Annotated in this window: 13 protein-coding genes and 3 tRNA genes; 6 read left to right on the top strand and 10 right to left on the bottom strand. The window is 46.4% G+C overall.

Translation table 11 applies throughout. The features are described 5' to 3' along the window. From FIT99_RS06000 to FIT99_RS05990, 3 genes are all read left to right on the top strand, one after another. Window positions 1-825, top strand: a complete 825-nt coding sequence (locus FIT99_RS06000) for an ABC transporter permease (protein WP_140003454.1) — start codon at window positions 1-3, stop codon at window positions 823-825. 36 nt (window positions 826-861) lie between these two features. Then, entirely contained in the window at window positions 862-1,647 is a 786-nt protein-coding gene (locus FIT99_RS05995) for an enoyl-ACP reductase FabI (protein WP_140003453.1), read from the top strand. Between the two features lie 517 nt (window positions 1,648-2,164). After that, window positions 2,165-2,461 carry a DUF1294 domain-containing protein gene (locus FIT99_RS05990; protein WP_140003452.1) on the top strand — a complete coding sequence of 99 codons (297 nt, stop codon included), beginning with the start codon at window positions 2,165-2,167 and terminating at the stop codon, window positions 2,459-2,461. Window positions 2,462-2,530: 69 nt separating this feature from the next. Here FIT99_RS05990 and FIT99_RS05985 read toward each other — a convergent pair whose 3' ends face one another. The 10 genes from FIT99_RS05985 to FIT99_RS05940 form a co-directional block, all read right to left on the bottom strand. Next, window positions 2,531-4,429 (bottom strand): SurA N-terminal domain-containing protein, encoded by a 1,899-nt coding sequence (locus tag FIT99_RS05985; protein ID WP_140003451.1) that lies wholly within the window; start codon window positions 4,427-4,429, stop codon window positions 2,531-2,533. Between the two features lie 379 nt (window positions 4,430-4,808). Beyond that, window positions 4,809-4,885, bottom strand: a tRNA-Asp gene (locus FIT99_RS05980). 162 nt (window positions 4,886-5,047) lie between these two features. Next, window positions 5,048-5,123: transfer RNA gene (locus tag FIT99_RS05975), tRNA-Val, on the bottom strand. Window positions 5,124-5,183: 60 nt separating this feature from the next. Beyond that, window positions 5,184-5,456: an HU family DNA-binding protein gene (locus FIT99_RS05970; RefSeq protein WP_019882242.1), complete on the bottom strand. Its 273-nt coding sequence runs from the start codon at window positions 5,454-5,456 to the stop codon at window positions 5,184-5,186. A 120-nt stretch (window positions 5,457-5,576) separates the two neighbouring features. Then, entirely contained in the window at window positions 5,577-8,012 is a 2,436-nt protein-coding gene (gene lon, locus FIT99_RS05965; protein WP_140003450.1) for an endopeptidase La, read from the bottom strand. 135 nt (window positions 8,013-8,147) lie between these two features. Then, a complete protein-coding gene (gene clpX, locus FIT99_RS05960) occupies window positions 8,148-9,437 on the bottom strand; it encodes an ATP-dependent Clp protease ATP-binding subunit ClpX (protein ID WP_140003449.1) in 1,290 nt (429 codons plus the stop codon). A 27-nt stretch (window positions 9,438-9,464) separates the two neighbouring features. Beyond that, complete coding sequence (gene clpP, locus FIT99_RS05955; protein WP_140003448.1) at window positions 9,465-10,112, bottom strand: ATP-dependent Clp endopeptidase proteolytic subunit ClpP; 648 nt, start codon at window positions 10,110-10,112, stop codon at window positions 9,465-9,467. Between the two features lie 3 nt (window positions 10,113-10,115). Then, a complete protein-coding gene (gene tig, locus FIT99_RS05950) occupies window positions 10,116-11,426 on the bottom strand; it encodes a trigger factor (protein WP_140003447.1) in 1,311 nt (436 codons plus the stop codon). Window positions 11,427-11,717: 291 nt separating this feature from the next. Next, a complete protein-coding gene (locus tag FIT99_RS05945; protein ID WP_140003446.1) occupies window positions 11,718-12,092 on the bottom strand; it encodes a RidA family protein in 375 nt (124 codons plus the stop codon). Between the two features lie 117 nt (window positions 12,093-12,209). Next, window positions 12,210-12,294 (bottom strand) — tRNA-Leu (locus FIT99_RS05940). 134 nt (window positions 12,295-12,428) lie between these two features. Between FIT99_RS05940 and FIT99_RS05935 the strand changes: the two genes are divergently transcribed. The 3 genes from FIT99_RS05935 to FIT99_RS05925 are packed head-to-tail and all read left to right on the top strand — an operon-like array spanning window position 12,429 to window position 15,199. After that, window positions 12,429-12,677 carry a hypothetical protein gene (locus FIT99_RS05935; RefSeq protein ID WP_396652221.1) on the top strand — a complete coding sequence of 83 codons (249 nt, stop codon included), beginning with the start codon at window positions 12,429-12,431 and terminating at the stop codon, window positions 12,675-12,677. 42 nt (window positions 12,678-12,719) lie between these two features. Next, window positions 12,720-14,138 carry a TolC family protein gene (locus FIT99_RS05930; RefSeq protein WP_140003445.1) on the top strand — a complete coding sequence of 473 codons (1,419 nt, stop codon included), beginning with the start codon at window positions 12,720-12,722 and terminating at the stop codon, window positions 14,136-14,138. Then, window positions 14,135-15,199 (top strand): efflux RND transporter periplasmic adaptor subunit, encoded by a 1,065-nt coding sequence (locus tag FIT99_RS05925; RefSeq protein ID WP_140003444.1) that lies wholly within the window; start codon window positions 14,135-14,137, stop codon window positions 15,197-15,199. Before FIT99_RS05930 ends, FIT99_RS05925 begins: the two co-directional genes overlap by 4 nt. The last annotated feature ends 15 nt before the right edge of the window (window positions 15,200-15,214 follow it).

Genomic DNA, 15,214 nt, shown 5'->3' with positions numbered 1-15,214 from the left:
ATGCGAAAAATCTTGCAAAACCCTTTAGCACTTAGCGGACTGTGTCTGATTGGCATTATTTTATTGCTGGCCTTGCTTGCCCCCTGGATTGCGCCTTATGACCCGGATGCGATTCAAGTCAAACAAATTCTAGTCGCACCTTCAGGCGAACATTGGATGGGCACGGACGGTTTAGGCCGTGATGTCTGGAGCCGCATGCTGTTTGGCGGACGCGTATCCTTACTGGTCGGACTGGTCGCGGTCGGCATTTCTACCGTCATCGGCGTGATCCTCGGCGCACTGGCGGGCTACTATCGTGGTTGGGTAGACACGCTAATTATGCGTCTAGTCGACATTATGCTATCCATCCCGAGCTTTTTCTTGATTCTGGCGGTGATTGCGTTTTTAAGCCCATCAATTACTAACGTGATGATTGTCATTGGTCTGACCTCCTGGATGAGCGTCACCCGCTTGGTCCGAGCAGAGTTTCTGAGTTTGACGCAACGGGAATTTGTCACGGCGTCCTCCGCACTGGGTGCGCGTGATTGGCGTATCATCTTTAAACACTGCCTGCCAAACAGTATGACACCCGTACTGGTCAGCGTGGTGCTGGGCATCGCCAGCGCCGTATTGCTCGAATCTGGGTTGAGCTTTCTTGGTCTAGGCGTGCAGCCTCCGCAAGCTTCTTGGGGCAACATCCTGACAGATGGCAAAGAATATATCCAGTTTGCTTGGTGGCTGTCGCTCTACCCCGGACTTGCCATATTAATTACTGTGTTAGGGTATAATCTGCTCGGCGAAGGTTTGCGTGACGTGTTTGACCCGCGCGCCAACTCCACACGCTAACCGATTTAACTAACTACCTACCAAACAGGAACAAGCATGGCATTTCTTGCTGGAAAAAAAATTCTGATTGCCGGTCTGCTAAGCAACCGATCAATTGCTTATGGCATTGCCGCCGCAATGAAGCGTCAAGGCGCTGAGCTGGCATTCACCTATCAAGTCGACAAACACGAAAACCGTGTGCGTGATTTAGCTGCCGACTTCGAATCGAATATCGTCTTGCCATGTGATGTGGCAGAAGACACACAAATCGACAACCTATTCGTTGAGCTAGCCAAAGTCTGGGATGGCTTGGACGGTTTGGTTCACTCCATCGCATTTGTGCCAAAAGTAGCCTTGGCTGGCGACTATCTCGACAATATCAGTCGTGAATATTTTCACATCGCGCATGACATCAGCTCGTATAGCTTTTCTGCGATGGCGAAAGCTGCGTATCCGATGATGCAAGGTCGCAACGGCAGCTTACTCACGTTGAGTTATCTGGGCGCTGAGCGCACCATGCCCAACTACAACGTGATGGGTGTTGCAAAAGCAAGCCTTGAAGCCAATGTCCGCTACCTGGCCCAGAGTTTGGGTCCACGCGGTATCCGCGTCAATGCGGTGTCTGCAGGTCCAATCAAAACATTGGCTGCTTCAGGCATTGCAGACTTCGACAAAATGATTGGTTTTAACGAGAAACATGCCGCGTTGCGCCGTAATGTCACCATTGATGAAGTCGGTAACGTTGCTGCCTTCCTTTGCAGTGATTTGGCTTCAGGTGTAACGGGTGAAATTACTTATGTAGACGGCGGAATGAACATTACTGCTGCAGGTCAGATCGATTAAATTCAGACCTAAAACGCAAAAAAGCCTGCATCGAAAGATTCAGGCTTTTTTTACGAATATGAGACTCTGCATCAGTATGAATGCGCTGACTTCAAAACGAGCGAGCGCGTTTAAAAAACTGTTCAGCTTTGAATCATCTAATAAGTGCGGACTTTAAAGGCGCATAAAATAATTAAAATATTATTTTTAAGGTGTACGAAAAAATCATAAATATATGAATTAAATAGTTATTAAATTTTTTAATGAATAATATATTAAATGATTATAAAATTTTTATAGTAGATTGTCGCGTAAGGCTCTGGGTCCTAAGGTTTCAATAATGACTCATTAGAGCCGAGCTCATCATTCACATTTTAACGACCACATTTGAATGTTTGCTGGCACTAGGTAGTGATGGCTAAAGACCAATCCTTTCAAGACTCAGCAAGTTGAATAAACCCATTCGCATGCGACCTTTGCCCTTTATGCAGCGTTTAATGCATACACCGAATGCTACCAGAGGAACTCTACGATTCACATGTCACTGCCAGCATGGTTATTTTGTTTTTATCTATTATTAAACTTAATCACCATCATTGTTTATTATCTAGATAAACGAGCGGCCCGCCAGAAAGAAAGGCGTGTCTCTGAAACAACGCTTCATCTCTTAGCGTTGCTCGGAGGGTGGCCGGGCGCTATCGTGGCCCAACAACTGTTTCGCCACAAAACACAAAAACGTGTTTTTAAAGTGGTTTTTTGGCTAACCGTTTTACTACACTGTGCAGCAATTGCATGGCTCATTGCAGAGCATGATTTAGGGCGTACTTTGCTTTGATTCAATTTTTGCAAGCATTGACAACAAAAAAGGAGGGCTAAGCCCTCCTTTTTATCTTACGGTTCGAAGTTATTCGTTTGTTTTAGATAACAATACTTTTGCGTTGAATTGAATATCTTTCTTGGCCTTGAGGGAGCCGACATAGGCATGCGACATTTCATCCCCCAGGGCAGCCTGATACGCTTTAAACGCTCTCTCAGCGACGTCCGGTTGATCCTTGAGCTTCTGTGTCACCGCAATCACTTTAATCACGGTATAGCCTTTGTTCGTCTCATTAAAGCCATAATAAGCTGGCAATGTATGTGAACTCACTTTAAATACATGCTTCATTACGCCGTCACTCAAGCCTTGGGCATTTCTGCGATCAATAGTCACTGGCGTAATCCAGTCAGCATTCACCGCTTTGCCAGTTTTAAGATCGGCTAACAAGGCCTCGCCCTTTTGCTGTGCTAGCTTGCTCGCTGCTTCTGCTTTCAACAAGGTCTCGATAGGCCCTTTCACCTCGTCAAAGCTGCGAGGCGCTTCCGGCGTATATTCGACAATACGACCAGCCACCAAATTATTTGGTGAGACTTCTACCGCTTCAGTATTGCGTTTCTCTTTTAACACTTCATCCGAGAACACTAAACTTGCAAAACGATCGCTCTTAAAGAACTTAGTGATTTCTTCTTTGCTCATGGCCGGGGAAGTTTGCACTTGCACGTTAAACTTTTTAGCGACGGGGTCCAGACTGCCAGATTGCTCATACACCGTATTGCCAAAATCGTCAGCCAATTCAGCATATTTGGCTTGTGCTTTTTGGAACAGCAACTCAGCTTTTAACTTCAACTTCACAGAGGCAAAGTCTGAAGATTCACCAGTGATTCCAGTCAACTTGATGATGTGATAACCAAACTCTGACTCTACCAAGTTACTGATATCACCCACTTTCATTGAGAAAGCTGCATCTTCAAATGGCTTCACCATCGCACCGCGACCAAAACTGCCTAAGTCGCCACCTTTGCTCGCTGAGCCGGTATCCTGTGAGTTTTCAATGGCCAGTTTCTCGAAGCTTTTTGGATTGGCTTTCACTTGCTTAAGAATGCCCTCAGCTTTATCTTTGGCAGCCGCTTTTTCAGCGGGCGTTGCAGAACTACTAAATCCAATCAAGATATGACTGGCTTGACGCTGTTCATCGCCCTGTAACTTAGCGGCATTTTCGTCATAAAACTGTTTTACTTCCTCGTCAGTCACATTTACCTGCGACATCAATCCTGCAGCGGTTAGTAGCGCAAATTGCAACTTCACTTTTGCCGGGGCAATAAATTTTGTTTTGTGCTGGTTGTAGTAAGCTTGAACCTGCGCTGGTGTCACAGTCACCTGATTGATAAAATCCGCAGCCTTAACATCAACGACAGTCACTTCTCGTTGCTCAAACTCTGACATCAATGATTGCTCAGCCACTTTTTTAGGCATGAATACCAGATTAGCCAACCCATCACGTACTTGCTGCACAGCCAGATCCTTGCGTACGCTTTGCTCAAACTTGGCAGGGGTCAGTTTGTTTTGGGTTAACAGCTGATTGTAAGTCTCTTCAGAAAATTTACCGTTGGTCTGAAACTCAGGCATACCCAGCACGTGTTGACTCAATTGCTCATCACTAATTTTAAAGCGATAGTCCTGAATAGCACTTTCTACCAAACGGCGAGTGATTATCCCGTCAAGCACCGACTGCTTGAAAGCAGGACTTTCTAACATCGCGGGATCAACTTTTTGCCCCTGCGACTGCATGTAGTTACGTGCATTCTCAACCGAGTTAGAAAACTCTTGTAATGAGATTTTGTGGCCATCGACTTTAGCCACAGCCACCTGCCCGCCTGCCTGGTTCAAATAAGAGTCAATCCCAAACAATGCAAACGGCACCACAATCAGTGCCAGAATGATTTTTGCCATCCATCCTTGCGTGTATTTTCTTAATGCTTCCAACATTTTATCGTTTCCGTTACCTGATTTTTTCAACGGCAAACTATACCATAAACCCGCCAAATACGCCGTATTGAAGCATAGACCAGTGCGGTGTAAAAGCGTTGCAAGTGCCCACGCAATTTACTTAGCTTGATAATGTTGAACGCATGATGTTTTGGCCAATAACAATAGCGCTTGTGAAAGCTTAAAAGGATGATCTTGATCAACCATGCAATCCATGCAGTCATAAAATCGAGCGCAGCATGCAAACGATGTTCAGACATCGAGCGCAGCATACAAACGATGTTCAGACATCGAGCGCAGCATACAAACGATGTTTAGACAGAGTATGCTGAGTTACTAGAAAAGAAAAAGGCCCTGATAAATATCAGGGCCTTTATTTTGGCGGAGCGGACGGGACTCGAACCCGCGACCCCCGGCGTGACAGGCCGGTATTCTAACCAACTGAACTACCGCTCCCGGTAATCAATAAGCCGAAATTATAACATCGTTTTTTATAAAATCAACTAATTTTTTTACTTATTAATCAGCACTTAGATCAACTTGTTAAAGTGAATTCTTAAGTACTGAGTCACTTAAAAAATTAAGAGCGCATACCTCGCACTCTTAATTTTATTTGTTTGGTGGGTGCTAACGGGGTCGAACCGCTGACATTCGCCTTGTAAGGGCGACGCTCTACCAACTGAGCTAAGCACCCGTAACAACCACTGGTGTTGCTACTACTGGTCAAGCACTGTTCTTGCTCAACCAAAGAATGCTAGTTTACAGCATCTTTAAGACCTTTACCAGCCCTAAATTTAGGAGATTTAGCAGCTTTAATGTTAATTGTTGCGCCGGTACGAGGATTACGGCCAGAACGGGCAGAACGCTCACCTACATAGAATGTACCAAAACCAATCAAGGTCACCAGATCACCTTTTTTTAATGCGCCGGAAATAGCTTCAGTTGTTGCATCCAGAGCACGAGCCGCAGCGGCTTTAGAAATACCAGCAGCACTTGCTATATGATCTATCAATTCTGATTTATTCACGTGTTTCCCCTAATAACTAGTTAAAAAGACAGGTACATCCTGTACTGTCTTTATATCAAGCCGCAAAACGAGCTGTCAAGCGCTATTCCGGCCTTTTGACAATAAATCGCATCAATTTAACTAATGCGTGACAGCTTGCTCGGCATTCGCGTCTCCAGCAGCCACAATCTCGACCACTGGCGCGGCTACAACCAGAGGTTGAGGCGCACTTTCTAAGGCTAAATCCAGCACCTGATCTATCCATTTGACGCAGTGAATGTCGAGATCTTTTTTGATGTTGGCTGGAATATCGACCAGATCTTTCTCGTTAGCTGAGGGGATCAACACCGTTTTGATACCCCCCCGATGCGCAGCGAGCAGTTTCTCTTTTAAGCCACCAATCGGCAATACTTCACCACGTAGTGTGATCTCGCCTGTCATTGCCACATCTGCGCGTGCTGGGATGCCTGTCAACACCGATACGATGGCAGTAGTTAAGCCAATCCCAGCGCTTGGACCATCTTTTGGCGTGGCGCCTTCAGGCAAGTGGATATGAATATCTTTTTTCTCATAAAAGTCCGTAGGTATGCCCAAGCCTTCAGACCGACTGCGAACGACGCTCATGGCCGCCGTCACCGACTCTTGCATGACATCACCCAGCTTACCCGTCGTGATGGTCTTGCCCTTCCCTGGTAGCGTCACTGCTTCAATCGTCAACAGTTCACCACCCACAGATGTCCAAGCCAGACCTGTCACCTGCCCTACTTGATTCTCTTTAGCAGCAACACCAAAATCGTAGCGCTTCACACCGAGGTACTGCTCAATATTTTTGCTGGTGATATTGATTTTTTTCACCGTGTTCGTTTTGCCTTTGGCCAGCAACTGCTCTTTTACTGCTTTGCGGCAGATTTTAGCCACTTCTTGCTCAAGACGTCTTACACCGGCTTCACGCGTGTAGTAACGCACAATGTCGCGTAAAACACTTTCAGCCACTGAAATATCTGTCGTTTTGAGTGCATGCGCTTTTAATTGTTTAGGCAACAAATAGCGCTGCGCAATGTTGATCTTTTCATCTTCAGTGTAACCAGACAAGCGAATGATTTCCATACGGTCTAGCAATGGCTCTGGAATATTCATGCTGTTTGCAGTTGCCACAAACATCACATCACTCAAATCGTAATCCACTTCTACATAGTGATCTGCAAACGTGTGGTTTTGCTCGGGATCCAACACCTCCAGTAAAGCGGAAGATGGATCGCCACGCATATCTTGCCCCATTTTGTCGACTTCATCGAGCAAAAACAGCGGGTTTTTTACCCCAACCTTGGTCATGCTTTGTAGCACCTTGCCAGGCATGGAGCCAATGTAGGTGCGACGATGTCCGCGGATTTCTGCTTCATCGCGCACGCCACCAAGCGCCATACGCACAAATTTGCGGTTCACTGCTTTCGCGATACTTTGCCCCAAAGAGGTTTTCCCCACCCCAGGTGGGCCAACTAGGCATAAGATAGGTGCTTTGAGCTTGCCGACACGTTGCTGTACAGCCAGATACTCAACGATGCGCTCTTTCACCTTATCGAGGCCGTAGTGATCGGCATCCAATATGGCTTCAGCGGCTTGCAAGTCTTTGCTGATTTTGGTTTTCTTTTTCCAAGGTAGGTTGAGCAACGTATCAATGTAGTTACGCACGACAGACGCTTCTGCAGACATGGGTGACATTAATTTGAGTTTTTTAAGCTCAGCACTGACTTTGGCTAACGCCTCTTTCGGCATGGCAGCGTTTTTAATCCGCTGCTCAAGCTCTTCCATCTCGGCATTTTCATCCTGTTCGCCTAATTCTTTCTGAATCGCTTTCACCTGCTCGTTCAGATAATACTCGCGCTGACTTTTCTCCATTTGGCGCTTTACGCGTCCACGGATACGCTTCTCGACTTGCAGGATGTCGATTTCAGACTCCATCAAAAACAGCAAATGCTCCAAGCGCTCAATCACGCTTAGCATTTCGAGTACTTTTTGCTTTTCTTCAAGCTTAAGTGTCAGATGCGCAGAAATGGTATCTGCCAATCGACCTGGCTCGTTAATCGTCGCCAATGAGGTCAAAATTTCGGGCGGAATTTTCTTGTTGAGTTTGACGTATTGATCGAACTGCGTCATCACTGTACGCATCAAGGCCTCGGCCTCTTTGTCATCCTGATCTGTTTGTTCGACCTCTTCACCGAGTGCCATAAAACACTCATCTGTCTCGATAAAGTCAGAGACGCGCACGCGATGTAAGCCTTCAACCAAGACTTTTACCGTACCGTCAGGCAGTTTTAGCATCTGCAATACGGTCGCTAAAGTACCAATCTCATAAAGGTCCTCTGCAACAGGATCGTCCTTATTCGCTGACTTTTGGGCTACGAGTAAAATCCGCTTATCGCCCTCTGACGCGCGCTCTAATGCTTTGACCGACTTGGTACGCCCGACAAACAGCGGAATGACTAAATGTGGATACACCACAACATCACGTAATGGCAATAACGGGATTAGGGAGGTTTCTTCCGGGATCTCGGAGTCAAGCAAAGTGTGTTCTGTCATAGCGTCTTTCAAAAAGTGTCAAAGGAACCAGTCCTTTGCATTTAGATGGGAACATTCTTTGAGAATTCAAGAGAGTGCGCATCTAATGGTGTAGATGCTATCTTGCAATAGCCGGGCGGCTATTGCAAGTGAGATTTAATGTGCGTTTTCAACGCGTTTTTGCGCATCCTGATAAATCAGAATTGGTTCGGAGGTGTGTGCAATCACGCCAGCATCCACAATTACCTTTGATAGGCCTTTGAGAGAAGGCAATTCATACATTAGATCAAGTAGAGAGTGCTCCAGGATAGAACGTAATCCGCGAGCACCCGTTTTTCGCTCAAGGGCTTTTTTAGCGATCAACAGCAGTGCGGATTCTTCAAACTCCAACTCCACGCCTTCCATTTTGAACAGCTTCATGTACTGCTTGGTCAAGGCGTTTTTAGGCTCAACCAAAATAGTCATCAAAGCGGCCTCATCCAGCGATTCAAGCGTGGCCACGACCGGCAAACGACCGATAAACTCTGGAATCAAACCAAACTTGATGAGATCTTCTGGCTCGACTTCACGTAACACTTCACCGACCGCACGCACATCTTCTTTGCTCTTCACTTCGGCACCAAAACCAATGCCGCCTTTTTCTGAGCGATGACGGATCACCTTTTCAAGGCCGTCAAATGCACCACCGCAAATGAACAGAATGTTAGTGGTATCCAGTTGCACAAACTCTTGGTTAGGGTGTTTGCGGCCGCCTTGTGGTGGCACAGAAGCAATAGTACCTTCAATCAATTTGAGCAGTGCTTGTTGCACGCCCTCACCTGATACATCGCGGGTAATAGAAGGATTGTCAGATTTGCGAGAAATCTTGTCGACTTCATCGATGTAGACAATGCCACGCTGGGCTTTTTCGACATCATAATCACATTTTTGCAGAAGTTTCTGCATGATGTTTTCGACGTCTTCACCCACATAGCCCGCCTCTGTCAGCGTCGTTGCATCCGCCATCACAAATGGCACATCCAACAAACGTGCAAGGGTTTGTGCCAACAATGTTTTGCCTGAGCCCGTCGGACCAATCAGCAAAATATTGCTTTTTTGGACCTCGATGTCATCTTTGCCGGTTTGATTACTGTCAGACAGCGGGTTGTACCCTAGCCGTTTGTAATGATTGTAGACCGCCACGGAAAGATTTTTCTTTGCCTGAATCTGGCCAATGACGTATTGATCAAGAATCTGACAGATTTCTTGAGGTGTCGGTAGTTTTTTATCAGCGGATTTAATCTCGTTGAGGCTCTGAATCTCTTCGCGAATAATGTCGTTACATAAATCAACGCACTCATCACAAATGAATACAGAAGGGCCTGCAATCAGTTTTTTAACTTCATGCTGGCTTTTGCCGCAAAACGAGCAGTATAAAAGCTTCTCGCTATCAGATTTGTTTGCCATGCTATTCCCCTGCTGGTTGCTTGCTGATTAAACAGCGCTACGTGCGGCAATCACCTGGTCCACCAAGCCATAGGCTTTGGCAGCGTCAGCACTCATAAAATTGTCACGATCAGTGTCATTAGCAATCGTATCAATGTTTTGACCAGTGTGATGCGCCATGATGCCATTTAACTTGTCTTTGAGGTACAAAATTTCTTTGGCATGAATCTCGATGTCAGAAGCTTGGCCTTGGAAACCACCCAGAGGCTGATGAATCATGACGCGAGAGTTTGGCAAACAAAAGCGTTTGTCTTTGGCACCAGCCGTCAATAACAAAGCGCCCATGCTGGCGGCTTGACCAATGCACAAAGTGCTTACGTCTGGCTTGATAAACTGCATGGTGTCATAAATCGACATCCCGGCAGTCACCGAGCCACCGGGTGAGTTAATGTACAAGGAAATATCCTTGTCTGGATTCTCAGCTTCCAGAAACAACAGCTGCGCAACGACCAAGTTAGCGGTCATGTCATTGACTGGGCCAACCAAAAAAATAACGCGCTCTTTCAGCAGCCGTGAATAAATGTCGTATGAACGCTCTCCGCGACCACTCTGCTCGATCACCATGGGAATATACCCAAGGCCTTGCGGCTCTATTCGTTGTTGCATCATGCCCTCGTTCGCGTTCATATAATTCATGGTTTAAGCACCCGCCATCATTAATTCATCAAATTTAATTTTTTTGCTGGTGACTTTGACTTTTTCCAGCACCCAAGCCACCACATTTTCCTCTGTCGCCAGCGCAGCAGGCTCATCCAGACGTTTGACATCCGCATAGTACCAGCTCACCAACTCGTCAGGTTTTTCAAAGCTTTGCGCAAAACTATCTACCATGGCACGCACTTGGTCCGCCGTGGCTTGCAAGTTATTTGTGTTAACTAATTCAGTTAATACCATGCGCAATTTAGCGTTACGTTGTGCTTGTGCATCAAATACAGAGGGCTCCATCGGCACTTGCGCTGGGTCAACCCCACGCTGACGCAGGTTTTGGGCAGCCACTTGCATCAGGCGATTGGTTTCAGCTGAGACGATTGCTTTTGGGATTTCAAAGTTGCTCTCATCTACCAACGCTTGAAACACAGATTCTTTCACACGTGCTTTAATGCGTTTGTCCACTTCTTGTTCAAGGCTTTGTTTAATTTCCGCTTTCATGGTGTCAAGATTGCCATCTTCAACACCTAAGTTCTTCGCAAACTCAGCATCAATTTCAGGATAAACAGGTTGTGAAACTGACACAAACTTAACATCATAACTTACTGTTTTTCCTGCTAATTGCGCTGGATTATGGTCCGCAGGGTATGTAATTTCGAAAGTTTTTTCAGTGCCTGCTTTGCCGCCGATCAATGCATCGTCAAACTCTTTCACACGGCCTGGTTCACCAATCACTAAATCGATACCACGATCACCAGTGCTTTCCACTTGCTGACCATCAATAGAAGCGGTCAAAGTGATATTGATGCGGTCGCCTTTTTTGGACATGCGTTTTACAGGCTCATAGCTGACGCGCTGCTTCACCAACACATCCAAAGTTTTATCCACATCAGCGTCTGACAGTTCAAGCGCTGGGCGTTCAATTTTCACTTTGCTTAAATCACCGATCGCGACTTCTGGAAAAATTTCAAACGTTGCAATGTATTCAAATTCTTCGGCAGCATCTTTAAATGGGATGTGCTCAATGTTTGGAAAGCCAGCCACACGCAGCTTATTCTGCTCTACAGCCTCACCAAAGCTAGTCTCAACTGCTTTAGAGTAAACTTCATCACGTACTTGATCGCCGTAATGTTGGTTCACTAAACCAATCGGGGCTTTACCCGGACGGAAACCAGAAAATTTAGCGGTACGAGAAATTTGCTGTAAACGTTGTCTAATTTGCCCTTCCAGTGGAGCCAAAGGGACTTTGATGGTCATGCGACGTTCCAAGTTGCTGACTGTTTCAACAGATACTGCTGCCATGCTGAACTTCCTGTAAAAATCGTTTTAACAACGATGGGTTATGTAGGTAGACGCCTGCTTGAGCGCCACAATAATTGTTTAAACACAACCTGATCTCACTTTAAAGTGTTGTGGTAAGGATCAAATTATGAAAAAAGAGCCTAAAAATATAACACAAGTCTGAATTGAAATAAACTTCAGGCCAGCTTCCAGACAACAAGCGTATCACTTACGTTCCACGATCGGGCGCGGTGCCCCAAGAAAAAATAGGTGCTAGACTTAATATGGTGGCTAAACTAGAGACTTCAAGCCTTAAGCTAAAGCCACGATCGCTTCAATTTCTACCAGCACATCGCGCGGCAATTTGGCTACTTGTACCGTTGAACGCGCGGGAGTGTGCGTAGCAAACGCTTCTGCGTAAACCTGATTCATCGCTACAAAATCATCTAGATTCTTCAAAAATACCGTGGTTTTGACCACTTGCTGCAAAGTACCGCCAGCGGCCTCAATGATAGCCTGCAAATTGGACAGCACCTGACGGGTTTGTTCGGCGATGTCGCCCTCATTCAAACTACCATCCGGACGCAATGCAATCTGACCGGATGTATAAAGCAGATTACCGATGACAACACCCTGCGCGTATGGACCAATGGCTGCAGGAGCGTTCGATGTTTGTACGATCTTCATAATGATTTGTTCTCTTTCCAGACGTATCTCTGCGACCAAAAACAATAAAGGCCTCCTGTCACGGAAGCCTGTTATGTTGTACATGCACCACCCGTGATGTTTGAATCTTCATTCAGGTGGTGCGAAAGGAGAGACTCGAACTCTCACGCCTCGCGGCGCTGGAACCTAAATCCAGTGCGTCTACCAATTCCGCCACTTTCGCATATTGCTGGTCGATTTCAGCAAAAATGTGATTATATCTCATTTTTGGCTTTGGCCACAAACTTGAAGCGTTCACATTGACAAGCCCAGCGTTCAACTGCAAGATGCTGGATTAATCATCATAAAAAGTTGTTCATGGGACGTGATATGCATTCAGCCGAAGAAAACATGCTTAGAGCAGAGCTCGAGCTTTTAATGCGTGAGCGGGAAATTCTGCTCAAAATTACGGGGGTGGCTGCCGGATTAATCGCTGAACTCAACACTACTGACCTACCAATCCGCACGGTCGAGGCGGCAGATTTGTTGGCGACGACCATCAATCAACTGCCAGAAGAGTTATTGCAAGACGCGCTGGACGCTGTCCACGCGACCATCGTCGAATAAATCCCCTCAGGGCTTGTGCGCTTGCATGCGTCCTCAAATGTCATGCGTTTGCTTGTTTACCTTTCTCCACTTTTGTTGACTGCGTGTGGTGTCGCCTATCAGGCCAAACCAATTACGCAACAGCAGAACATAGAAAATATCCAACAGGCGAGCCCCACCATGGACGGCTTTCAAGCCTTTGTGCGTGCGCAATCCCCAATGGTCTCTTGGCCAATTGCAACATGGGATCTGGATAGTCTTACGCTATCTGCACTATACTTTCACCCTGCGCTTAAAGTGGCCAAATCTGATTATGCGGTAGCTTTGGCTGGCATCAAAAGTGCCGGCTTACGCCCGCAAGTGGGCTTAAATGGCCAGCTGTCGCGCAGCAATCTCGCCAATGGCGATATTAATCCTTGGTCCTATGGTTTGCAGGTGGATATCCCACTGATTACAGCCAATAAACGTCAAATCAATATTGAGATCGCACAATATCAGGCCGATATTGCAAAAATTCAGATTTCGGAAACGGCTTGGTTATTACGTCAACAACTCAGTTTTGATCTGATTTTGCTGGCTGAGCAACAAGCCATGCAGGCCAATCTTGTCAGGTTACAAAAGGCACAAGATAGCCTACTTGCCGCTTATCAAAAGCGCTTAGATCTTGGGGTTGCCGGTAAATCCGATGTGCTACCCATTCGTTTGCAACGTGATCAGTCCGCTTGGCAGTTACAACAACTAGACTTACAAATTCATCAAACTGAGCAAAAAATCTTGCATGATGCAGGGTTAACAGCACAAACAAACTTACCGTTTAACATCGCACCGCTCGCGTTATCCCAAATATTGAAAGCTCGCTTTGCTGAATCAAACGCCTATGCCGACGCCCCCACCATTCAAAATACGGCGCTGACCAACCGTATGGATATTCAGCGCGCGCTGGCACAATATGCCAAAGCAGAATCACAGCTGCGGCTTGAAATGGCAAAGCGCTACCCTGACCTGTCGCTGAGTCCTGGCATCCTATACGAATACGGAGACAAAATTTGGTCATTGGGCATCGGCACCATGCTCAATTTGCTGAACAAATCCTCAGACCTTTGGGCCCATGCCGAACAAGTGCGACAAAACGAAGCCGTACGCTTTTACAATCTGCAACATCAGGTCATACAACAGTCTGAACAGACTTACATGAAATATCGTGACGCCGCTAATTTGTTAGTCACTCAGACCAATGAATATGCGCAACAATCGCGTCGCAAAGCGCAACTGGAAAACCAGTGGCACCAAGGGCTCATCGATAAAACTGAGTACTTGCAGACAGAAATCCAGTTTTATAGCGCGCAACAACGACTGATCACGCAACAGGCTAATGTTATACGTGCATTACAAGAGATTGAAAATATCATGCAAAAACCCATCGCGCTCTCGCAACGTGCGATGAGTACAGCCAACCAGCCACAAGAGGTGCCCGCAAAATGAATAAAAAAGCACTCTGGATTATCGGGGCGCAGATTATCCTAGTTTTAATTCTGATTTGGGCCATTGTTTTTCTTGGCCGCGATGAATATGAGTCAAGCCAACGAGATACCGAAGAAGAGGTTGATGGGCCACTGCGCGTCGCAGACCAGAATGGTTTGCAAGTGGTGCAACTCAATCTAGCCACGCAAAAAAACAGTGGCATCCATGTACAACCTTTAAAAGCTTATGACTACCACGGCAATATCAAAGTATTGGGCTCAGTGATATCGATTCAGACGCTGGTGGATTACAACAGTCAGTACCAGCTACTTAAATCACAATTGGCCCTCGCTGAGAGCGTGTTACCTAACCACCAGTTACAGTATCAGCGCTACAAACAGCTGAATGAGGACGACAAAAACGTCTCAGACAAAGCGGTCCAAGAGGCGCAAGCCTTGTTGATTAACGACCAGACGCAAATTAAAGCGACGCAGGCGCAGTTAAAAGCGCTGACTGATACCATCATCGCGCAATGGGGACAACCCTTGGCAATGCTTGTGACGCATCATCCTGCATCCGGACCGCTGCATGATTTATTATTGCAGAAAAAGGTGTTGGTGCAGGTGAGTTTTCCCCTGAGCTATCAAGTGCCTGCAGCGCATTCTAGCCTCTACATCTCGCCTATTCAGGGTGAAGTGGCCCCGATCAAAGCAGATTATGTGTCGCAGTCCATTCAAACGGATATCAGCAATATCGGCAAAACGTATTTTTATAGTGCTTCGGCAGATTTTTTACGCGTGGGCATGCGTGTCAATGTGGTGCCAGTCGAATCCTCTTCCGCAACCATCAAAGGCGTGATTGTCCCGAATCAAGCCATTGCCTGGCATGGCGGCATGGCGTGGATATACGTGAAAACTAAGCCGGATACGTTTTTGCGCAAACCCGTCGCCTCGGATATCGAACTGGATAATGGCTGGTTTGACAGCAGTTTGTCACCTGGCACCGAGGTGGTCACCCGTGGTGCCCAACTGTTGTTGTCCGAAGAATTTAAGTTTCAGATTAAAAACGAAAATGAAGATTAATCGACTACCATTGTG

Source organism: Methylophilus medardicus (assembly GCF_006363955.1).
Classification (GTDB): Bacteria; Pseudomonadota; Gammaproteobacteria; order Burkholderiales; family Methylophilaceae; genus Methylophilus; species Methylophilus medardensis.
This window is presented reverse-complemented; position numbering and strand designations above follow the sequence as displayed.